Origin of the sequence: Variovorax sp. 3319 (assembly GCF_031456585.1) — a bacterium.
GTDB lineage: Bacteria > Pseudomonadota > Gammaproteobacteria > Burkholderiales > Burkholderiaceae_C > Variovorax > Variovorax paradoxus_P.
Genome location: NZ_JAVDUZ010000007.1, coordinates 252,685 through 273,979, shown reverse-complemented (window position 1 = coordinate 273,979; position 21,295 = coordinate 252,685). Strand labels below are relative to the sequence as shown.

The 21,295-nt window shown below is 67.4% G+C and carries 21 protein-coding genes; 11 read left to right on the top strand and 10 right to left on the bottom strand.

Going from position 1 to position 21,295, the window contains the following annotated elements; translation table 11 throughout:
* Positions 1 to 25 precede the first annotated feature (25 nt).
* Positions 26 to 1,012 (top strand): Bug family tripartite tricarboxylate transporter substrate binding protein, encoded by a 987-nt coding sequence (locus J2X67_RS16350; protein ID WP_409050506.1) that lies wholly within the window; start codon positions 26 to 28, stop codon positions 1,010 to 1,012.
* Between the two features lie 23 nt (positions 1,013 to 1,035).
* Positions 1,036 to 2,181, top strand: a complete 1,146-nt coding sequence (locus J2X67_RS16345; RefSeq protein WP_309954338.1) for a CoA transferase — start codon at positions 1,036 to 1,038, stop codon at positions 2,179 to 2,181.
* Here the strand turns inward: J2X67_RS16345 and J2X67_RS16340 are convergent.
* Positions 2,167 to 3,504, bottom strand: coding sequence for a UDP-glucose/GDP-mannose dehydrogenase family protein (locus tag J2X67_RS16340; RefSeq protein ID WP_309954336.1), 1,338 nt, complete (start codon positions 3,502 to 3,504; stop codon positions 2,167 to 2,169). The genes J2X67_RS16345 and J2X67_RS16340 overlap by 15 nt on opposite strands.
* A gap of 95 nt (positions 3,505 to 3,599) precedes the next feature.
* Between J2X67_RS16340 and J2X67_RS16335 the strand changes: the two genes are divergently transcribed.
* From J2X67_RS16335 to J2X67_RS16320, 4 genes are read left to right on the top strand one after another with little or no spacing between them, the layout of a single operon-like run.
* On the top strand, positions 3,600 to 4,628 hold the full coding sequence (locus tag J2X67_RS16335; protein ID WP_309954334.1) for a glycosyltransferase family 2 protein: 1,029 nt from the start codon (positions 3,600 to 3,602) through the stop codon (positions 4,626 to 4,628).
* Positions 4,625 to 5,644: a hypothetical protein gene (locus J2X67_RS16330; protein WP_309954331.1), complete on the top strand. Its 1,020-nt coding sequence runs from the start codon at positions 4,625 to 4,627 to the stop codon at positions 5,642 to 5,644. Before J2X67_RS16335 ends, J2X67_RS16330 begins: the two co-directional genes overlap by 4 nt.
* On the top strand, positions 5,634 to 6,395 hold the full coding sequence (locus J2X67_RS16325; RefSeq protein WP_309954329.1) for a hypothetical protein: 762 nt from the start codon (positions 5,634 to 5,636) through the stop codon (positions 6,393 to 6,395). The genes J2X67_RS16330 and J2X67_RS16325 overlap by 11 nt, the downstream gene beginning before the upstream one ends.
* Before the next feature lie 6 nt (positions 6,396 to 6,401).
* Positions 6,402 to 7,535 (top strand): hypothetical protein, encoded by a 1,134-nt coding sequence (locus J2X67_RS16320; RefSeq protein ID WP_309954327.1) that lies wholly within the window; start codon positions 6,402 to 6,404, stop codon positions 7,533 to 7,535.
* A 33-nt stretch (positions 7,536 to 7,568) separates the two neighbouring features.
* Here J2X67_RS16320 and J2X67_RS16315 read toward each other — a convergent pair whose 3' ends face one another.
* The 4 genes from J2X67_RS16315 to J2X67_RS16300 form a co-directional block, all read right to left on the bottom strand.
* Positions 7,569 to 7,904, bottom strand: a complete 336-nt coding sequence (locus J2X67_RS16315; protein WP_309954325.1) for a hypothetical protein — start codon at positions 7,902 to 7,904, stop codon at positions 7,569 to 7,571.
* A gap of 62 nt (positions 7,905 to 7,966) precedes the next feature.
* Entirely contained in the window at positions 7,967 to 10,003 is a 2,037-nt protein-coding gene (gene htpG / locus J2X67_RS16310) for a molecular chaperone HtpG (RefSeq protein WP_309954323.1), read from the bottom strand.
* Between the two features lie 143 nt (positions 10,004 to 10,146).
* Positions 10,147 to 11,196, bottom strand: a complete 1,050-nt coding sequence (locus tag J2X67_RS16305) for an ABC transporter substrate-binding protein (protein WP_309954321.1) — start codon at positions 11,194 to 11,196, stop codon at positions 10,147 to 10,149.
* 68 nt (positions 11,197 to 11,264) lie between these two features.
* Positions 11,265 to 12,197, bottom strand: coding sequence for a LysR substrate-binding domain-containing protein (locus J2X67_RS16300; protein ID WP_309954320.1), 933 nt, complete (start codon positions 12,195 to 12,197; stop codon positions 11,265 to 11,267).
* A gap of 99 nt (positions 12,198 to 12,296) precedes the next feature.
* Between J2X67_RS16300 and J2X67_RS16295 the strand changes: the two genes are divergently transcribed.
* Complete coding sequence (locus tag J2X67_RS16295; protein WP_309954318.1) at positions 12,297 to 13,307, top strand: NAD(P)-dependent alcohol dehydrogenase; 1,011 nt, start codon at positions 12,297 to 12,299, stop codon at positions 13,305 to 13,307.
* Positions 13,308 to 13,481: 174 nt separating this feature from the next.
* Positions 13,482 to 14,189 (top strand): aquaporin Z, encoded by a 708-nt coding sequence (aqpZ, locus tag J2X67_RS16290; protein ID WP_309954316.1) that lies wholly within the window; start codon positions 13,482 to 13,484, stop codon positions 14,187 to 14,189.
* 7 nt (positions 14,190 to 14,196) lie between these two features.
* Here aqpZ and J2X67_RS16285 read toward each other — a convergent pair whose 3' ends face one another.
* From J2X67_RS16285 to J2X67_RS16265, 5 genes are all read right to left on the bottom strand, one after another.
* Positions 14,197 to 14,535 carry a hypothetical protein gene (locus J2X67_RS16285; protein ID WP_309954313.1) on the bottom strand — a complete coding sequence of 113 codons (339 nt, stop codon included), beginning with the start codon at positions 14,533 to 14,535 and terminating at the stop codon, positions 14,197 to 14,199.
* A 113-nt stretch (positions 14,536 to 14,648) separates the two neighbouring features.
* Positions 14,649 to 16,055 carry an ATP-binding protein gene (locus tag J2X67_RS16280; protein WP_309954446.1) on the bottom strand — a complete coding sequence of 469 codons (1,407 nt, stop codon included), beginning with the start codon at positions 16,053 to 16,055 and terminating at the stop codon, positions 14,649 to 14,651.
* A 132-nt stretch (positions 16,056 to 16,187) separates the two neighbouring features.
* Entirely contained in the window at positions 16,188 to 16,844 is a 657-nt protein-coding gene (locus J2X67_RS16275; RefSeq protein WP_281147028.1) for a response regulator transcription factor, read from the bottom strand.
* Positions 16,845 to 16,973: 129 nt separating this feature from the next.
* Positions 16,974 to 18,077 (bottom strand): winged helix DNA-binding domain-containing protein, encoded by a 1,104-nt coding sequence (locus tag J2X67_RS16270; RefSeq protein ID WP_309954310.1) that lies wholly within the window; start codon positions 18,075 to 18,077, stop codon positions 16,974 to 16,976.
* Positions 18,078 to 18,087: 10 nt separating this feature from the next.
* Complete coding sequence (locus J2X67_RS16265; protein WP_309954309.1) at positions 18,088 to 18,912, bottom strand: pseudouridine synthase; 825 nt, start codon at positions 18,910 to 18,912, stop codon at positions 18,088 to 18,090.
* A gap of 94 nt (positions 18,913 to 19,006) precedes the next feature.
* On the opposite strand from J2X67_RS16265, the gene J2X67_RS16260 reads away from it, so the two are divergent.
* The 3 genes from J2X67_RS16260 to J2X67_RS16250 are packed head-to-tail and all read left to right on the top strand — an operon-like array spanning position 19,007 to position 21,209.
* Positions 19,007 to 20,146 (top strand): MGDG synthase family glycosyltransferase, encoded by a 1,140-nt coding sequence (locus J2X67_RS16260; RefSeq protein ID WP_309954308.1) that lies wholly within the window; start codon positions 19,007 to 19,009, stop codon positions 20,144 to 20,146.
* Entirely contained in the window at positions 20,143 to 20,634 is a 492-nt protein-coding gene (locus tag J2X67_RS16255) for a hypothetical protein (RefSeq protein ID WP_309954307.1), read from the top strand. The genes J2X67_RS16260 and J2X67_RS16255 overlap by 4 nt, the downstream gene beginning before the upstream one ends.
* Positions 20,631 to 21,209 carry a tyrosine-protein phosphatase gene (locus J2X67_RS16250; protein WP_309954306.1) on the top strand — a complete coding sequence of 193 codons (579 nt, stop codon included), beginning with the start codon at positions 20,631 to 20,633 and terminating at the stop codon, positions 21,207 to 21,209. Before J2X67_RS16255 ends, J2X67_RS16250 begins: the two co-directional genes overlap by 4 nt.
* Positions 21,210 to 21,295 lie beyond the last annotated feature (86 nt).

Sequence of the window (21,295 nt, the reverse complement as noted above, 5' to 3'; positions counted from 1 at the left end):
TTCACACAAGAACGGAGACATCATCTTGCGACACCTCACCCACTTCTTTGCTGCCGCAGTCGCCTGCACCGCATTGCTGGCCACGGCACCCGCCGCACAAGCCCAGGGCCCCTTCCCTTCCAAGCCGTTGATGCTGGTCGTGCCCTTCCCGCCCGGCGGCCCCACAGATGCGATGGCCCGCACGCTGGCGGCAGAGATGAAAGACCGCCTCGGCCAGCCGATGATCGTGGAGAACCGCGCCGGCGCGGGCGGCAACATCGGCGCGGAATACGTTGCGCGCGCCGAAGCCGACGGCCACACGCTGCTGTTCGGCACCTCGGGCCCGCTCGCCATCAACGCAAGCCTCTACCGGAAGATCAGCTACGACCCGGTCAAGAGTTTTGCTCCTGTGATCCAGGTCGGCTACCTGCCCAACATCCTCGTGGTGAACCCTGCCCTGCCGGTAAAAACCGTGCCCGAACTGGTGGCGTATGCCAAGGCCAACCCGGGCAAGCTGAGCTACGCGTCGTCGGGCAACGGTGCCTCTTCGCACCTGGCGGGCGTGCTGTTCAACTCGGTGGCGGGCACCGACCTGCAGCACATTCCCTACAAGGGCACGGGCCCCGCGCTCAACGACCTGCTGGGCAACCAGGTGAGCATGACCTTCACCGACATTCTTACGGCGCTGCCCTATGTGAAGGCGGGCAAGCTGCGCGCGCTGGGCGTGGCAACGGTGGCGCGCTCGCAGGCGCTGCCCGAGGTGCCGACCATTTCGGAGCAAGGCTACAAGGGTTACGACGTGAGCGTGTTCTTCGGCATCGTGGCGCCGGCCGGCACGCCTGCGGACCGCGTGGCCAAGCTCAACCATGCCTTTGCCGAGGTGCTGAACTCGCCCAAGGTCAAGCAGATGTTCGCCGCCCAAGGGCTCGAAGCTTCTGCGGACACCTCGCCACAGAAGCTCGGCCAGTTCATCGCGGCTGAATCGGCCAAGTGGAGCGCGGTGGTGAAGAAATCCGGCGCGCAGCTCGATTGATTGCACGGCACCGGACACAGCCCATGACATCGACCCAAGGCGCCCTCGCGGGCATCCGCGTTCTGGACATCTCGCGCATTCTCGGCGGCCCCTATTGCGGCCAGATTCTCGGCGACCACGGCGCCGACGTGCTGAAGGTGGAGCCGCCCCAGGGCGACGACACGCGCACCTGGGGTCCGCCCTTCAAGGAGGGCGTGGCCTCTTACTACCACGGGCTCAACCGCAACAAGCGCGTGCAGCATCTGGACTTTTCGACCGAGGAAGGCCGCGAGGCGCTGCTTGCGCTGGTGGCCGAGGCCGACGTGCTGATCGAGAACTTCAAGACCGGCACGATGGAGCGCTGGGGCATCGGCTACGAGGCGCTTTCGGAGTGCTTTCCGCGCCTGGTGTGGTGCCGCGTCTCGGGTTTTGGCGCGGACGGCCCGCTCGGCGCGCTGCCCGGCTACGACGCCGCGGTGCAGGCCATGACCGGCATCATGAGCATCAACGGCGAGGCCGATGGCGGTCCACTGCGCGTGGGCTTGCCGGTGGTCGACATGGTGACGGGGCTCAATGCGGTGATCGGCGTGCTGCTCGCGCTGCAAGAGCGCCAGCGCAGCGGGCGCGGGCAGTTCGTGGAAGCGGCGCTCTACGACAGCGGCCTTTCGCTCTTGCATCCGCATGCGGCCAACTGGTTCATGGACGGCACCGCGCCGCGCCGCACCGGCAACGCGCATCCCAACATCTACCCCTACGACGCGCTGGCCACCGGCACCGACCCGGTATTCGTGGCGGTGGGCAATGACCGGCAATTCGCCAGCCTGTGCCGTTGCATCGGCCTGCCCGGGTTGGCGGACGATCCGCTCTACCGCACGGCGGGTGCGCGCTCTGTTCACCGCGACGGGCTCAAGCAGCGGCTCGAGGCGGCCATGGCTGCCTTCGACGGACGCGCGCTGGTCGAACAGCTGATGGCCGCCGGCGTGCCCGCCGCGCCGGTGCTGCCCGTGGCCGATGCGCTGCAGCACCCGCACACGCTGCACCGCGAAATGGTGGTGGAGATGCCCGGCGGCTACCGTGGCATCGGTGCGCCCGTAAAGCTGGGCCGCACGCCGGCGAGCTACCGGTATGCGCCGCTCACGCCGGGCAGCGCTTTCCTGCCTGTCGACGACGACGACTCAGCGCAGCACTGAGCGGCCGCGGCCGATGCCGTAGTACGCGATGCCGGCAGCCTCGACCTCTGCCGCGTCGTAGATGTTGCGGCCGTCGAAGATCGCCGGGGTTCCGAGCGTCGCCGCAATGTGCGAGAAATCCGGGCACAGGAACACCGGCCACTCGGTCACCAGTGCCAGCACGTGGGCACCCTCGAGCGCCTGCTCCGGCGTGTCGCACCAGCGCACGTCGCCGTGCTCGCCCACCATCGCGCGCGCGTTCGGCATGGCCGCCGGGTCGTGCACCTGCACACGCGCTCCGGCCGCCCGCAGGCGCTCCAGCAGCACAAGGCTGGGCGCGTCGCGCATGTCGTCGGTGTCGGGCTTGAATGCAAGGCCCCAAAGGGCAATCGTCTTGTCGGCGATGCGGCCTTCGAAGTGGTGCGTCATCAGGTCGAAGAGCCGGCCCTTCTGCTCGTGGTTGGTGGCCTCCACCGCCGACAGGATGCGAAGCCCGTACCCGTCGCGGTCTGCCGCATGCCGCAGCGCGCGCACGTCCTTCGCGAGGCATGAGCCGCCGTAGCCGGCACCGGCCTGCAGAAAACCGGGGCCGATGCGCGGATCGGCACCGATGCCGCGGCGCACCATCTCGATGTCGGCCCCCGCATGCTCTGCCACGCGCGCCATCTCGTTCATGAAGCTGATGCGCGTTGCAAGCATGGCATTGGCCGCGTACTTGGTGAGTTCCGCGGAGCGGCGGTCCATCACCAGCACCTGCTTCGGGTCTTGCACGAAGGGCCGGTAGAGCCTGGCCAGCAAGTCGACGGCTTCCGGGTCTTCCGCACCGATCACCACGCGGTCGGGCTGGCGGCAATCGCGCACGGCCGAACCTTCGCGCAAGAACTCGGGGTTCACAGCCACGTCAATGCGATGGGCCGCGCCGCGCTGCAAGAACTCATCGACCAGCACGGCCTCGACCTGTTCCGCCGTGCCGACCGGCGCGGTGGACTTGCAGACCACGAGCCCCGGCCGATCGCGGTGCCGGCCGATGCTGCGCGCCACGGCCATCACATGACGCAGATCGATCTCGCCCGCCGCATCGGCCGGCGTGTTGACCACGATGAAAAGAACCTCGCCATGCAGGCTTGCCGCGCGTTCGTCGGTGGTGAAGCGAAGGGTGCCGGCAGCCTGCCCCGCTGCCACCAGCGCCTCCAGTCCGGGCTCATGCAGGGGCATGCGGCCCTGTTGCAATCCTTCGATGCGGGCGGCATCCGCGTCGGCGCAAAGCACCTCGTGCCCCGCTTCGGCAAGGCATGCGGCAAAGGCCAGGCCGACGTAGCCGGCGCCGAAAAGGCTCACCTTCATTCGTGCGCCCGGCTCTCGAGGCACTGGCAGCCTCGGCGGTTGTGAGATAAAAGCAGGATGCAAGCCTTCAAAACAATGCCCGGAGAAAAAATTCGATGATGCCCCATGACGTTGCCGCGCGCACCGCGCTGGTCCTGGAGACCAACAACCTGCGCGGCGGTGCGGACGCCGAGGCAGCCGCGAGCACGAGCCTGCAGCGCCTCGTCGGCCTGCTGGCAAAGCAGGAGCTCCCGCTCACGGCACTCGCGCAAGTGGTCATCACGCATGACTGCCTCAGCGCCGCGTCGTGCGATGCGGTAGAGGCGCTCGCGGGCCGCCCGGTCGACTTTGTGCGCATCGACCCCGCCACCGGCTATTACGACGCCAAGAACGCAGGCTTCGGCGCCACCGATGCAGCGCGCTGCGACCACGTGGTGTTCGCCGATGCCGATTGCCTGCCCGACGACGACTGGCTGCTGCAGATGCTCGCGCCCTTTACCCGCGCCGATGCGCCCGCGGTGGTGGCCGGCCGCACAAGCTATGCGGCCAACGTGGTCGGCACCGCGCTCACCACCATCGACTTCATGTACTTTCCCAATGCCGACCACGCAGGCGCCACGAGCAACTTCTACGCGAACAACGTGGCATTCCGCCGCGACGTGTTCGAACGGCACAGCTACCAGGCGCTCGACGGCGTGTACCGCGCGCATTGCCAGGTGCTGGGCATGCGCCTGAAGGCGGCCGGCGTGCCCATTCACTACGCAGCCGCCGCCCATACCGAGCACCGCCTGCCCGACACCCGCGCCGAGGCGCTGAAGCTGCGCTGGATGCGCGGGCAAGACACGTATTCGCTCACGCCGCACCTCTTGCGCAGCTACGTGCCCGCCAGGTGGCAGTGGCTCGCGAAGAGCGGGCCCATCGGCCCGCTGTGCGTGCTGTTCACGCGGCTCGGCTTCAGCATGCGCGCGCTCAACCACCAAGACCTGCCACGCCTCTCCGGCATGCGCTGGCTCGCGGGCGTGGCATTGATCCTGGGCTTCTCGGCCATCGACATGCTGGGCGCATTCGCGCGCGGCATCGGCTGGCACACCACCGGCCGCACCAACGCCGACGCCCAGGCACTCTCCTACCATCGCCCCACATGAAAATAACTTTCAGCGCGCACGCGCTTCGCATTGCCTCGCTGGTGCTGGCCGGTGCCTGCGCCACGGCCGCCGTGACGGCCAACGCCGCCGATTTCACCGGCCGCGGGGTCTTCAACTTCAAGTCCGAGAGCGGCTGCCCCTTTGCCGCACTGGCAGGCTCCGCGAACGAATGCAATCGCCTTGCGCTGGACGACGCCGACACGCGCGCCGCACTCGACAGCGCCGCGCACACCATCCGCTTTGCCAATCCGCGCGGCTACGCCGACAAGGCCATCGTGGGCGACGTGCTGCTGCACGGCTCCGGCCAATCGTCCGGCGGCCAGCGCGTGCCGCTCACCTTTCATGCGCTGCTGAGCCGCTCGGGCAACGAATGGTCGGTGAGCAGTCATGCGCATTCGCCCATCGGCGGGGAGTTCAGCGACATCCGCATCGACCCCTACCAGGTCGTGGTGATCGAAGGCAACAGCGAGCGCGTGGTGCTCACGCCCACGCAGATCAGCGAGACGCTCTCCAAGCCATCGCTTGCCGCGCGCCTCGCGAACGAGGTGGTGCAGGTGCGCGACAACCGCACCGGCGTTGCCAAGGACGCGGACATCACCGTTGGGCTGGGCCTGCGCAAGGCGTCCAAGTCGGTGGCGCGTGCGCAGTTTCGCGCGCCCTCGGCCAAGGGCCGGGAGCTTGCAGAAGCCATGCGGCAAGGCAACTGGTCGCTCGAGCTGCAGGCGCTGAGCGGACAGATTCCGCGCCAGGTGGTGCAGCGCGACCTGTTCCTCTACGGCCTCGAATCGCGCCCGCAGTTGCAGCCGCTGCTGCAGAACGGCTTCAGGAAGAACGAGAAGCTCGTGCTCGGTGCCGCCAACGGCAAGGGCTATCTGCGCTACGACGGGCGGCAGCATGACTTTGCCGAGGCCGACGCCTCGGCGCGCGCCTTCCTGCAAGACAGCTTTATCGGGCTCGTGCTCGGCTGGCAGCAGCAACAAGCCCCGCTGTCCAGGGCAGTGGCCGATGCCCGCTGAAACGCCTTTGCCGGCCACCGGTTTCGACTGCCTTGCGCCGCCGAGGCTGCGCGGCTGGCCCGCGTTGCAGGCGCGCCTGGTGCACCACGTCAAGCGAGGCGCCTTGCGGCAGTTGCATGCGAGCCGCGACGGTGAAATCTTGCTGCTGCGTTTGTACCTGGTCGGCGAGGAATCTTCGGAGCAGGCCCTGCAGCGTGAACTGCGCGCGAGCGCACCCGACTGGCTCACACGGCAACTCGACCAGCACCTGGCCGACGAGCAATTGCATGCGCGGCTTTTTGCCGACGCCATCGCCGAGCGCGGGGGCCACGCGCAGGCCGCCGCGTCGCCTGAAGAAGCGCCGCAGCCCGACTGGCTGAGCCGACGCAAGCTCGCGCGGTGGCAGCGGCTCATCCGCAGCCATGCGCCGCACTTTTCGCATGGCGCCCTGGTGCCGGCCTACGCCATTGGCCTGGCTGCCGAGCAGATGGCCGCACGCATCCTGCAGCGCCATTGCGCGCTGATAGGTACCGGGCATGCACTGCACCCGCTGCTCACGCGCGTGCTGGCCGATGAGGACCGCCACACTCGCCTGTGCAGCCATACGCTGCAGCGCTGCGTGGCACCGCACGAAGAGGCGCGGCTCGCGCTGCTGATGCGCGAGGTGCGCAATACCGAACGCGGCTTTGGCATTACCGGCGCACTGGGCATGTACCTTGCCGGCCTGGCGCTGCGCCTTCGGCCCGGTGCCGCACGGCCGATGCACGCCTGAGCGCCGATGCCGCCACGCATCGTCTATCTTGCGACTGCGGACGCGCGCGGCCATTTGATGCGCTCGCAGCTGCTCGCGCATGCATTGCGCGATGCGGGCGCCAGCGTGCAGGTGCTCACCACCTCCGATGAAGGCGCGCGCTTTCTTGCGGGCTTCGGCATTCATGCGCCGGTGCTCTCGCGCCACTATGCGGTGCAGTTCGACAGCCGCCAGAACATGCTGCGCCGCGAGACCGACCGCAACGTGGCGCACTACATGTTCAGGCCCGGGCGCATGCTGCGCGACATCGTGCGGCTGAGCAGGTGGTTCCGCAATGCCGACCTGGTGGTGAACGATTCTTTCCACCCTGCGCTGCTCTTCATGGGCTGGATGCCGGGCTGGCGGCACAAGGTGGTGCACGTCTACGGCGACAGCCTGCGGCGTGCGCTCGAAACCAACTTCAGCGGACGCATGCCGGGGTGGACGGCCCAGCTGTTCGGCCGCATCGTCGCCTGGCAGATCGACCGCGCCCGTGCCCGCATCGCGCATGACTTCGGCTACGGCGAGCCGCTGCACGATGGACGCGGCGGCCACCGGCTGGCCACGCCAGTAGCCGTGGCACGCGCCGATGCTGAGGTGCATGCCGGCGCACATCCGCACATCGAGCCGCCAGCCGCAGTGTACCTGAACCCGCATTTCGAGGAAGGTGCGCTGGCCGACGGCCTGGAACACGGGCTGGCCGATACCGGCGTGCCCACGCATCTTGTGGGCGAGGGCTACGCGCACAGCAGGGGCTGGCATGCACAGGACGAGCACTGGATCGACACGGCCGCGCGCAGCGCCTTCATCGTCTCGGCGCCGGGCATGGCGGCGCTGTCTGTCGCAGCGGTGTACCGCAAGCCGATCCTGCTGGTGCTGACCGACCAACCCGAGCAGGCGATCAATGCGGAACGCGCGGCTCAGTTGGGGCTGCAGCACCGCACCGTGGTGTGGCGCGGCAACGCGGAAGATTTTGCGCACGACGTGACCGCGGCTGCCAATGAATTGCTCGCCATCGGCAAAAGCGCTGACGGCCACCATGCGATGGAGGGCCGCAAGTACGCGCTTGCCCGCCTGCAGCACTGGACCGTGCTGCTCCTGAGCCTGGCAGCGCATCGTTGAGGGCGGCCTGCGCCGCACCTCGACTCGCGGCGATCAGGGCGCGACGGGATTGGCAGGCGTGCCGAGCTCACCGGCTTGCGCCACCGCGGCCGGCCGGTAAGAAACGCGCGCAGCGGCGGCATTGGGGTCGTGCAACACCACGCTCTTGCTCACGCCTACGCCGGTGCCGACAGGCCCCACGCCAACGCCCACACCCACGCCGGCAGAACCGGCCACCACGCCCGAGTTGTTGACGGCCACTCCGGCACCGAGCGGGCCCCAGCCGGTGTTGAGACCGACCGAGAAATTGCCGTCCTTGGTGGCACCCAGGCCGAGTGAGAGCCCGGGCACCAGCGGAATACCTATGTGGTAGTGAGAACAGCCGCTCATCAAGACCAGCAACGCCGCCGCCGAAGCGACGGCCCCTGCCCGAGCGATGCGCGGCCGGGCTTTCACACCAGCAGCGCGTTCACGCGCCTCACGTAGGCCGCGGGATCGGCCGGCAGGCCGCCTTCGGCCAGCAGCGCCTGGTCGAAAAGAATGTTTGCCAGATCGTCGAAGTGCTCGGAGCCGTCGAGCTTCTTCACCAGCGCGTGCTCGGCGTTCACTTCGAGCACCGGCTTCAGGTCGGGTGCGGGCTGGCCGGCCTGCTTGAGCATGCGCGCAAGCTGCGTGCTCATGCCGCCGTCCTGCACCACCAGGCAGGCGGGCGAATCGACCAGGCGCGTGGTCACGCGCACGTCGCCGGCCTTGTCCTTGAGTGCTTCCTTGAGCTTCTCGAGCAGCGGCTTGAACGATTCGGCGGCCTCTTCGGCGGCCTTCTTCTCGGCCTCGTCCTGCAGCTTGCCAAGATCGACCGCGCCCTTGGCCACGCTTTGCAGCGGGGTGCCGTCGAACTCGGTCAGGTAGTTGAGCGCCCACTCGTCCACGCGGTCGGTCATGAGCAGCACCTCGATGCCCTTCTTCTTGAAAACCTCGAGCTGCGGGCTGTTCCTGGCGGCGGCGAGCGTGTCGGCCGTGATGTAGTAGATCGCGTCCTGCCCTTCCTTCATGCGCGCCTTGTAGTCGGCAAAGCTCACGCTCACGGTGTCGCTCGTGGTCGAGGCAAAGCGCAGCAGCTTGGCAATGCGGTCGCGGTTGCCGAAGTCTTCGCCAAGGCCTTCTTTCAGCACGGCGCCAAACTCGGCATAGAACTTGGCGTACTTGCCCGATTCGTCTGCCGCGGCGGCGGCGGTTTCGGCGGCCGTCGGCGCATTCTTGTCGACCACGTCGGTCACCGCCTCGGTCGGCTCGGGTGCGGGCACCGATTCGCCCGAACCCACGTCGATCTTGCCTTCGCTGCTTTCCGGGCCGGTCTTCTGCTTTTTGGCCAGGTCTTCGAGCATGCCCAGAACGCGCTTGGTGCTGCCCTCGCGAATCGCCTTCACGTCGCGGCTTTCCTGCAGCAGTTCGCGGCTCACGTTGAGCGGCAGGTCGGACGAGTCGATCACGCCCTTCACGAAGCGCAAATAGCTCGGCAGCAGCGCCTCGGCGTCGTCCATGATGAAGACGCGCTTCACATACAGCTTGACGCCCGCGCTCTTGTCGCGGTTCCACAGGTCGAACGGCGCCTTCGAGGGAATGTAGAGCAGCTGCGTGTACTCGGTGCTGCCCTCCACGCGGTTGTGGCTCCAGGCGAGCGGCGCCTCGTAGTCGTGGCTGATGGTCTTGTAGAACTCTTCGTACTGCTCGGGCGTGATGTCCTTCTTGTTGCGGCTCCACAGGGCGTTGGCCTTGTTGACCGTTTCCCATTCGCCGGTCTTGACCATGTCGCCGGGCTGGTCGTTCTCGCCTTCTTTCCATTCCTCTTTTTCCATGAGGATGGGCAGCGAGATGTGGTCGGAATACTTGCCGACGATCTGCTTGAGCTTCCAGGCGTTGAGGTATTCGTCGGCGTCTTCGCGCAGGTGCAGCGTAATGCTGGTGCCGCGCTCGGCGCGCGTGATGTCGGCCACTTCGAAGTCGCCCGCGCCGCCGCTCACCCAGCGCACGCCCTCTTCGGGCGGCAGGCCGGCGCGGCGCGATTCGACCGTGATCTTGTCGGCCACGATGAAGCCCGAGTAGAAGCCCACGCCAAACTGGCCGATGAGCTGCGCGTCGGCCTTCTGGTCGCCGCTGAGCTTGCTCATGAAGTCCTTGGTACCACTTTTTGCAATGGTGCCCAGGTTGTCGATGGCTTCCTGGCGCGACAGGCCGATGCCCTTGTCGGTAATGGTGATGGTGCGCGCGGCCTTGTCGAACGAAAGGCGCACGTCCAGGTTGGGCTGGTCTTCGTACAGCTCGGGGTGGTCGATGGCCTCGAAGCGCAGCTTGTCGCAGGCGTCCGATGCGTTCGAGATCAGCTCGCGCAGGAAGATTTCCTTGTTGGAGTACAGCGCATGCGTGACCAGATGCAGCAGTTGCGCGACTTCAGCCTGGAACGGTAGTTTCGTATTGGAAGAATCAGCCATGGGAAAGAAGAAATATCGAAACCAAAAAATTCTAAGCCGGGTGCGTTGACCGCACGTCCGACTCACCAACTCTGCGAGTTGGGGCTGGTGCCCCAAAAAACAATAGGCCGCGTTTGTTGCAGCGGCGTGGAACCCGGCCCGGCCTACCGGGCCTGGGATTCCACTTCGCGGGTCCAGCGGTCGATGAGCCGCTTTCGCTCGGCGGCCTTGCCGTATTTCTCGAAGTCGTACTTGATGAGCTTCACGTCGTTCATCGACGGAATGCGCGGGTCGGGCTTGAAAGTCTTGTTGGCCGGGGACTGCAGGCTCCCGGCCTGCCCGCCGATCGCCTGGCCGGCCGGGCTCATGAGCCAGTCGTAATACCGCCTGGCATTCTCCTTGTTGCGCGCGCCCTTGACCAGTGCGATGCCGCCCACCTCGTAGCCCGTGCCTTCGCAGGGCGCGGCGGTCTTGACAGGAAATTTGTCGTACCGCCAGCGCTCGAACCCAAAGATGAAGCTCACGCCGATGGCCACCTCGCCCTTGGCCACGTTGGGCGCTTGCGCCTGGCCGCTGCGGGTGTAGCTGGTGACGTTACGGTGCAGCTTCTTCAGGTATTCGAAGGCCGCGTCCTCGCCCATCTGCTGCACCAGCCCCGCAATGATGGTGTAAGCCGTGCCGCTTGAAGCGGGGTGCGAAATCTCGATCTCGCCCCTGTACTCGGGCTTGATGAGGTCGGCCCAGCACCTGGGCTCGCTCAGCTTCTTTTTCTTGAGCAGGTCGGTGTTGAAACCGAAGCCGATGGCGCTGGTGTAGAAGCCGCCCACCATGTTCTGCGACATGGCGTACTGGCGTACCGCCCAGTCGTGCAGGTCGTTGATGTAGGCCGGGCGGTAAGGCTCCAGCAGGCCCTGCTCGGCTGCCTGGAGAAACGGATCGCCCGTGCCGCCCCACCAGATGTCGGTCTTGGGGTTGGCCGCCTCGGCGCGCAGTTGGGCGCCGATTTCGCCGGTGCCCTTGTGCGCCTGCTGCACCTTGATGCCGGTTTCGCGCGTGAAGGCGGCGGCGGCCGCCTCGCACCAGCTCGCGTCGGTGCTGCAGAGCGCGTTCACCGTCGTGCCCTGCGCCCCGGCGCCTGCCGAGAACAAGGCCAGCACACCTGCAATGGCGGCAGCGGCAGGGGCCGCGCTGTTTCTGAAGGCAAAGAGGCGCATGCGTTCTCCGGCAGGTGAATGAAATGTGGAAGGCGACGACAAGGCCGCAGGATAGCGGGCAAAGCCGCTCAGTAGGCCGCCACAGGCGGAGCCAGGAGGGGCGGCAGGTGCTCCGCAAGCCAGTCGATCACCACCCGGGTCTTGTACGGCAGATAGCGGCTGCTCGAACGAATCACGTTCAGCTCGAAGCCAAAGGGCTGCGGCTCCTCGAAGACGCGCAGCAGCGTTCCCGCCGCCAGTGCTTCCGCTGCAAGCCAGGCCGGCAGGCGCGCCAGGCCCATGCCGCCAATGGCGGCTTCGAGCAGCACCTCGGCGCTGTCGCAGCGCAGCCGCGATGGCAACACCACCTCGATGAGCCGGCCTTCGGCATCGTGAAAGCGCCAGGGCGAGATCTGTCCGTCGCGCGCGTACAGCACGGCCTCATGCAACGCCGAAGCGGCAAGAAGCTCGGCCAGGCCCGCCGGGCGCCCGTGCGCTGCCAGATAGGCGGGCGCCGCACACAGCACCATCCACTGCACGCCGACCGGGCGGGCGACCAGGTCGGCGGTGTCCGGCAGTTCACCGCTGCGAATGGCCAGGTCCAGGCCTTCTTCCGCGAGGTCCACGCGCCGGTCGTTGAATGAAAGCTCCAGAGAAAGGCCGCGGTGCCGGCGGGCAAGCGCCAGCAGCAGCGGCCCCACCCTGAGCCGCCCGAGCATCGCGGGCATGCTGAGGCGCACCACCCCGGTGGCGGTACTGCGGGCGGCATCGGTCATGGCCTCAGCCGCGTCGAGCTCTGCCAGCGCGCGGCGGCAGCGCTCGTAGTAGCCGTGGCCTTCTTCCGTGAGGCTTTGGCTGCGCGTGGTGCGCAGAAAAAGCCGCGTGCCCAGCCTAGCCTCGAGCCGCGCAATGCTCTTGGCAACCGCCGACCTCGTAACGTGCAGCCGCTGCGCCGCGAGCGCAAAGCTGCCCGCCTCTGCCGCGGCGACAAACTCTTCGATGCCCTGGAGACGTTGGCTCATTGGAGATTTTCAGGCGCCATAAAGTCGAAAATTATCCACCACTGGATAAGACAACTCACCAATAGCATGAAGGCTTCGTTGTTTACGTGGAGTCTTTTCATGCAGGAATCCCAGACGCTTCGCCGCTGGCAACTCGCTTCTTTTGGCACCGTGCATCTCGAGCAGGTCGAACGGCCGCTGCCCACCCCTGGGCCTGGCCAGATCCTCGTGCAAGTCGGTGCGGTGTCGCTCAACTACCGCGACCTGTTGATGGTTAAGGACGGCATGGGCATGAAGTTCGACATGCCCTTTACGCCGGGCTCCGACATGGCCGGCACCGTGGTGGCCGCGGGCGCCGATGTGCGCCGGTTTGCCGTTGGCGATCGCGTCGTCAACACCTTCTGGGGCGGCTGGATCGACGGCCGGTGGCACGCCGATACGGTACTGGCCGGCGGGCCCGGTCCGGGCATGCTGGCCTCGCATGTGCTGCTCGATGCGGCATGGGCCGTGGCTGCGCCCGCCACGCTGGATTTCGCCGAAGCGAGCACGCTGCCGTGCGCCGGTCTCACGGCATGGTTTGCGCTCGCCGAAACAGGCGCGCTGCGGCCGGGGCAGACCGTACTGATCCACGGCACCGGCGGCGTGGCGCTGTTCGGCTTGCAGCTTGCGCGTCTGCATGGCGCGCGCACCATCGTGGTCTCGGGCAGCGAAGACAAGCGCGCACAGGCACTCGCGTTGGGCGCCACCCACGTGTTGATGCGCGACAGCGACTGGCCCGCCGAAGTGCGCCGCCTTACCGAAGGCCGCGGTGCCGACCACGTGCTCGAACTCTCCAGCGGGCCGAACCTCGACCGCTCGCTGCAGGCGGCTGCGCAAGGCGCGCGCGTGTCGATCATCGGCATGCTCGGCGGCGAGACGCTGAGCGCTTCGTTCTATGCCATGGTGCTCGGCCGCGTCACGGTGCAGGGCATTGGCGTGGGCCATCGGCGTGCGCTCGAAGAACTGGTGCGTGCCGTCGATGTGAACGCGCTCAAGCCCGTGATTGCCGCGCGCTACGACTTCGACGCAGTGCCGGATGCCCTTGGCCACCTGGCGCGCGGCGCCTTCGGAAAGATCGTTGTCACGCTCTGACCGGCTTCAATATTTCACGCGCATCGCGCCTGTGAGGAACGAAAGATCGCCGATTTGTGAACAGGTTCCGCTAGGCGCAAACAACCTGCGCCGCCCATGTGATTTCCATTCCTAGAATCCGGCCGCGTCTTGGCTGGGCCACGCACTTTTTTCTCAACTTCAGGATGGAACGACATGGAACATAGCACCTACAAAAAGTGGTCGGCCGAGTTCATAGGTACTTTTTGGCTCACGCTTGGCGGCTGCGGTAGCGCTGTTCTTGCTGCAGCCTTTCCGGGCCTTGGCATCGGTTTTCTGGGCGTCTCGCTGGCGTTCGGCCTCACGGTGGTCACCGGCGCTTACGCGCTCGGCCCCATCTCCGGCGGCCACTTCAACCCCGCGGTGTCGATCGGCCTCGCAGCCGCCGGCCGCTTCAAGGTTTCGCAACTTGCGGGCTACATCGTCTCGCAAGTGCTGGGCGCCATTGCAGCCGGCGGCGTGCTCTACCTGATTGCCACCGGCAAGCCCGGCGCCGACATCGGCGGCTTTGCGACCAACGGCTTCGGCGAGCACTCGCCCGGCAAGTACGGCATGACCGCAGCGCTGATCTGCGAAGTGGTAATGACCGCCGTGTTCCTGATCGTGATTCTCGGCTCCACCGCCAAGCGCGCGGCCGGCGGCTTTGCGGGCCTGGCCATTGGCCTGTGCCTCACGCTGATTCACCTGATCTCCATTCCCGTGACCAACACCTCGGTGAATCCGGCGCGCAGCACCGGCCCGGCGGTGTTCGGCCCGTCGTATGCAATGTCGGAGCTGTGGCTGTTCTGGCTTGCACCCATCGTGGGCGCGATCATCGGCGCGGTGATCTACCGCGCTCTCCTCAGCAACAACAACGACGACTGACCCTCGGTCAGCTGCCGCTCGCCGACTTCACGAGCGGCAGCGACGTCGATTGCCCGATCGATTCGGTTCCGGTCGCATGCGAGGCCGCGTACGCGCCGGCCTCCACATCGGACACTGAAATTGTCGAATTCATTGCCGGCGCGCTGGTCGACTGGCCAATGGACTCGGTGCCGCTGGGCCGTGCGGCAGCCATCGCACCCGCCTGCACGTCGGGGTTCTCGGGCGAATTCATCTGCAACGGATGGTAGTCCGAGCCGTCGGTCGTTTCGGCCGACGCATTGACGGCACCCATCGCTGCAAATGCGGCAAAGGAACCAAGGGCAAGAAGCTTGAAGGAAGTGCGCATGGTGTGTGCTCCTGAATGGCGTTGTCTCCGGCCGCCTGCCATCGCGCGAACTGCGCGTGGCAGGGCCTGCGTGCACTCTAGGCAGCCGGACTGAGTTGGCTGTGAGCGATGAATTAGCCCGGGATGAGTGTCGACGGCAACGGCGGAAGATGCACCCGCGCCATCAGCCCGGAAGCTCCCTTTTCGCCCTCTGTTTCAGCCCGATTGCGCAACTCGATGCGCAAGCCGTGCCGCTCGGCTGCTGTGCGCGCAATGGCAAGGCCAAGCCCGCTGCCCCCGGCCGGCGCGCCCGGCACGCGAAAGAACCGGTCGAACACGCGGCCGATCGACGGCGCGGGAATGCCTGGCCCGTTGTCCAGCACATCGACCACCGCATGACCGTCGGCTTCGTGCAGCCGCACGTCGACCACGCCGCCTTCCGGCGCATAGCGCAGCGCGTTGTCGATCAGGTTGTCGAACACGCTGCGCAGCTCGGCGGCCGGCGCATGCACCACGGGCGCAATCGATCCCTCGAAGCCGATGTCCACACGCCGCGCGTCGGCAAGCACCATCAGCTGGCTCACGCTTTCGCGCAGCAGTGTCTCGATGTCGACCGCCTCGCCTGGCGTGGGGCGGCCCGGCGCGTCGTGGCGCGAGAGGCTCAGCAGTTGTTCGATCAGGTGCTGCGCTCGCGTGACGCCGGCTTCAAGCTGGTTGAAGCGCTCGGTAGCCTCGCCGGCGGGCACGTGCGCGCGCAGGTTCTCGACCTGCAAGCCAATCGCGGCCATGGGCGTGCGCAGCTCGTGGGCTGCGTCCTGCACAAAGCGGCGCTGCGTGGCAAAGGCATTGCGCACGCGCGAGAGCAGGTGGTTGAAGGCCTGCACCAGCGGTGCAATCTCGTCGGGCACGCGCGCCAGTGAAAGATCGGTGAGGCTGCGCTCGTCCTGCGAGGCCACGTCGCGCGCCACGGCCCGGAGCGACCGTGAGGCCGCCGACACGATGAGCCAGAGGATGAGCAGGGCCAGCGGCAGCAGCAGCGCGATGGGCAGGCCCTCGAGCAGCGCGCGCCGCAGCGCACGGCGCCGGCGGTAGTCTTCGTTCTGCAAGACCTGCACGCGCGGCTGGTCGGCATGCGGACCGGGTTCGGCGGTGAACACGCGCCAACGCGAGTGCGTGTGAGCGCCCGTGCTCGCATCGCTGAAGCCAGGCTTTGGCTGAAGAGGCACCGAGGCCAGCGGCGGCCACGAACTCGCCAGCAACGTGCGGCCATCGGCGCTCCACACCTGCACCACGAAGGCGCCGCGCTCGAATGCGGCCTCGCCTTCGACCGGGCGCGGCGCGCGGGGCGGATCGGTGCCCGCGTGGGAATCGGCCACGAGCCGCATCTGCTCGTCGAGCGCGTTGTGCACCAGGTCGCCGTACGCAACGAAGGTAAACCACGCCGTGAGCGCCGCAGCCACCAGGTGCAGAGTAACCAGCCAGAACAGCAGCTGCGAGCGCAGCGAGCGCGGGCGCCACCAGCGGCCGCTCGCGGAAACCATCACCAGCAAACCTCCGTGCTTCGCACTGCGGTGCGAGCTTGCTTGGGGCGGCCCGGCGCGGAAACCATCACCAGCAAACCTCCGTGCTTCGCACTGCGGTGCGAGCTTGCTTGGGGCGGCCCGGCGCGGCGCTCATGCAACGACGCGCCATCCCAACCCGCGCACGTTGCGGATCGATTCCGCGCCGAGCTTGCGGCGCATGCCGTGGATCAGCACGTCGATGGCGTTGCTCGTCACCTCTTCGCCCCAGCCGTAGATGCGGTTCTCCAGCTGTTCGCGCGAAAGAATGGCACCGGGCCGTTCCAGCAATGCATGCAGCAGCGCAAATTCCCTTGCCGTCAGCGCCTCGCGCTCGCCGTGGATCACCACCTCGCGGGTGGTCAGGTCAAGCTGCATCGCATTGCCGCCGATCAACGAATGCGCAGCGCCGTCGCGCCGGCGCACCACGGCCCGCATGCGCGCGAGCAGCTCGCGAAACTCGAACGGCTTGCGCAGGTAGTCGTCCGCGCCAAGGTCCAGGCTGTGAATGCGGTCGTCGAGGCCGTCGCGCGCGGTGAGAACCAGCACCGGCGTGGCGTCGCCGCGTTCGCGTGCGCGCCGGAGCACCTCTGTGCCGTCCTGGCGGGGCAGGCCCAGGTCGAGCAGCACGCAGGTGTAGCCGCCGTCGCCCAGCGCGCTTTGCGCCAGCTCGCCATCGCGCACCCAGTCGGCCGACCAGCCCGCGCCCTCGAGCGCCTGCTTCAGGCTGCGCCCGATCATCTCGTCGTCTTCCACCAGCAGCACACGCATCGCGTCGACTCCCTGGGCGGCAAGGCAGCACGCGATCGGGATGACCGGCAGTGCCTTGCGCCGTGGCGCAGCCTAGGCGCGGAGTCTTAGGCGAGGCTTAGGAGCTGTCAACGCTGCGCGGGTAAAGATTCACAGCACGCGAACCTCGTGCCGCTCGCCTTCGCCGTCCGCTGCAAACGCAAGCAGCCGCATGGCCTCTTCCTGCACGCCGATGCGGTCGGACCCGGACCATCGCGTGAAGGGCTCCAGGAGCACCGTGGCCGTGTTCTTCGCGCGCTCGATCTTCCAGACGCCTGCGACGAAACCGTCGAGAAGCACCGTGCCGCGCACGATGCCGTTGAGGGTGAACACCCGGGCGCGGTGCTCGTCGCTCATCACGCGGCTGCGATCGGCATGCGAGAGCAGCAGGTTGTCCCATTCGGCGACAAGGCGCGGCGGTGCGGGCGTGTCGGGGTCTGGCCGCGGCGCGCGCGGCAGGTCGAAGAGCTCCTGCCCCTCATCGCCGGCAAACACGCGCAGTTGGGGCTGCAGGCGCTCGGCCACGGCCTTCCACCCCGTAAGGCCCGACCACGCACCCGCATCGGCAAGGGTGGCGGGGCCGAAAGCGGCCAGGTAGCGCAGCAGCAGTTCGTCCTGGGTGGCGGGCGCCACGCCGGCGGCGGATTCGCCGAGCCACTGTGCAATGGGTTGCAGCTGTGCGCTCTGGTGCGAGTTCCAGCTGCCTGCGGGCGGCAGGTGCACCAGCGGCACGTTGTTGCGGATGAGCGCAGCGAGCGAAGCGGGCGCGCGGTCCTTCCATCGCAAGGCGAGCGCCTGCCCGAGTTCGGCACTGGTAAGCGGGCCTTCACGCAGCAATGCCCGCCCCGCCTTCACCACCGCCGCCCGGTCGATGCCTTCGAGGGCCCGCGAGTGCTCGCCCGCAAGGCCGCGCTGATGCACGGGTTCGAGCAGAGGCCGCCAGGCCAGCGCATCCGATGCGGCCATCAGGTGCAAGGTCGCGCGCATCGTGGACATGCGCACGACGCGCCGCTTCTTCAGGGCCTCGGTCAGCTGTTCGCGCCTGAAGCCTTCGATCCGGCTCCACAGGCCGATGTAAGGCGGGTTGGGCGCTTGCGCCTGCAGCCCCGCGAGCTTTTCGATGGCTTGCAACGCCGTCGCCTTGCGCCGCTGCAGCAGCATCTGCCGAGCCAGCGTGGCCCGGTTCAGCGCGCGCCGGCTCAGCACCACGGCCATCGGCAGGAACTCAGAACTTCTCGTGCGGACCGAGGTAGCGCCACTGCCCCACGGGCAGGTTGCCAAGCATCACCTTGCCGATGCGCACGCGCTTGAGGCCCACCACTTTCAGGCCGACCAGCTCGCACATGCGGCGAATCTGGCGCTTCTTTCCCTCGGTGAGCACAAAGCGCAACTGCTCGGGGTTCTGCCATTCGACGCGAGCGGGCTTGAGCGGCTGGCCGTCGAGGCTCAGGCCGTGGCGCAGCCTGGCAAGCATGGCGGGCGGAAAAACCGCCTGCACATTGGTTGTGACCGGGTCGTCGTCGTCCATGCGCACCAGCTGCCCGGTGGGCGCGGGCTGGCCCAGGCCGTGGTAGGCCACGCGCACCAGGTATTCTTTTTCCATCACCGAGTCTTCGCCGATCAGCTGGCGCGCAATGCGCCCGTCCTGCGTCATCACCAACAGGCCGATCGAGTCGATATCGAGCCGGCCGCACGGCGCAAGGCCGCGCAACTGCTGGGGGCTGAAGAAGAAGCGCGCGTTGTCTTCGGCCCAGCGGTTCTGCGGCGTAAAAAGCGTGACCGCGGGCTCGTGGCCGTCCTCGGCCTGGCCGCTCACGTAGCCGATGGGCTTGTTGATGAGAATGGTGACCTGGTTCGCCTGCTGCCCCTTGGCGGCCTTGTCCACCTCGATGCGGTCGGCCGGCGTGACCTTCACGCCCATTTCGGCCGGCTTGCCGTTCACCTTCACCCAGCCGTTGCCGATCCACTCGTCGGCCTCGCGGCGCGAGCAGAGGCCCAGCTCGGCCATGCGTTTGTTGAGGCGTACAGGTGCGGCGGGAGCGTCAGTCATGCCCGCATTTTCGCCCATGGTCGGTGTCGGCGGGATGTGTCGCATTGCATGGGGATAATGCGCGCCAATGGCCAGCCGACGGCCCCGGACCCGAATGACAAAAATCCTGATCCTCAGTGTGAGCGCCGGCAACGGCCATGTGCGCGCAGCGCAAGCCCTTGAAGCCGCCATGCAATCGGCCCCGCCGCACACGGCGGTCCACATCGATGCCATGGCCCACGTGGCCGGCGGTTTTCGGAAGGTGTACACCGACTGGTACATCCAGCTCGTGAACCGCGCGCCGGAGCTGTGGTCTTACCTGCACCAGCGCGCCGACGCCACGCCGCACCACGCGCCCTCGCAGCGGCTGCGCCGCGGCATCGAGCGGCTCAGCACCGGCGCCCTGGTGCGCGAGATCTGCCGCGAAAAGCCCGACGCCGTGATCTGCACGCACTTCCTGCCGGCCGAGCTGCTGATGCGCGAGCGCAACCGCGGCCGCATCGACTTTCCGGTGTGGCTGCAGATCACCGACTACGACCTGCACAACATGTGGCTGGTGCCGGGCATGGCGGGCTACCTGGCCGCGACGGAAGAAGTGGCCTTCAGGCTGCGGGCACGCGGCATTCCCGCCGATCGCATCCACGTGACCGGCATTCCGGTGATGCCCGCTTTCTCCGAGCCCGATGCACCGGCCCTCGCGCGCGACGCTTGCGCCACCGCGCTCGGCCTCGACCCCGCGCGTCCCGTGCTGCTGATGGCCTCGGGCGGCGCGGGCGTCGGAGACCTGCCGAGCATGGTCGAACGCGTGCTTTCGCTCGGTGGCGACAGCGGCTTCCAGGTCATTGCCGTGGCGGGCCGCAATGCCGAGGCGCACACCAGGCTGCAGGCGGTGGCCGCACGGCACCCCGGCCGCGTGGTGCCCATCGGCTTCACGAACGAAATGCACAAGCTCATGGCTGCAGCCAACCTGGTGGTGACCAAGCCGGGCGGGCTCACGGTGTCGGAATGCCTGGCGCTCGGCAAGCCCATGCTGCTGATTTCGCCGATTCCGGGGCAGGAAGAGCACAACGCCGGCTTTCTGATGGAAGAAGGCGCGGCCTGGCTCGCCTACGACGCCATCGGCCTGGACTACAAAGTGGCGCGGCTCATGGCCGATCCCGCCAAGCTGGCGGACATGGCCCGGCGCAGTCGCGCGCTCGGCAAGCCGCGCGCGGCGGCCACGGTGCTGCAGCGTGTATTGGGCGAAGCATCATGAGCGGCGCCACCGAGAAGACGGGCGTGGCCCGCACCATCGGCTACCTGGCCTGGGTGGTGGTGATGGCATTCTTTTTTGCGAATGCCGAAATCCAGATCGAAGGCGGTGCGGGCTGGGCCACGTCGCTGCCCACCTGGCGCATCGAGAACAGCATCTGGCTCGATATTTTCTGGGGCGGCCGCGCGATGACCGGCTATCACGCCTGGGTCTTCACCTTCATGGTGCTGGTGTTCTTCGCGCCCCTGGCCTTCAACGGCCGATGGACGTGGCGGGACGTGGGCCTGGCCGTTGCGGGGCTGATCGTGTTCTGGGTCTGCGAAGACTTCCTGTGGTTCATCATCAACCCGGCGTTCGGCTGGGGACGCTTCAACCCGGTCGACGCGTTCTGGCACAAGCACTGGGTGTGGGGCGCACCGGTCGACTACTGGGGCGGCCTGGCGGTGGCCTTGCTGATCCTGGTGACGCGGCACTGGCGGCGCGCGAAATGAGCACAAGAAGCAAGAAGCACAGAAGCGGCGACGGCAACGCCGCGGCCCACGCCGTGCCGCGCCCCGGGCACTGGGCCGACCCGCTCGACACGCACGGCGTTGAAAACCTGCACCGCATCACGCCCACGCTGTACCGCAGCGCACAGCCGCGCATCGCCAACGTGGCGGAGCTGAAGGCCCTGGGCATACGCACCATCGTCAGCTTGCGTTCGTTCAACGACGACCGCAAGGTGTTTGCCGGGCACGACATCCGCCTGGTGCGCGTGCCAATCAACACCTGGTCGATCGACGACGCCAAGGTGCTGCGCGCGTTGGTGGCCATTCGCGATGCGGAGAAACAAGGCCCGGTGCTGATCCACTGCATGCACGGCGCCGATCGCACCGGCGTGGTCGCGGCGGCCTACCGCATGGCGGTGCAGGGCTGGGACAAGGAAAGCGCGCGCCAGGAGATGTTTCGCGGTGGCTATGGCTACCACACGCTGTGGCGCAACATTCCACGCTACATCGACCGGTTCGATCCGGCAAGGATGCGCCACGCGCTGGACCACGCGCCGGCAATTCCCATGGTGTCCTGAAGGCGCCTGCAGACTTCGCAGGCCGCTCCTATACTGGCCGCCCCGTGGCCCTGGGCCACCTTCGAACAGGCCCTTCAACCAGGGTC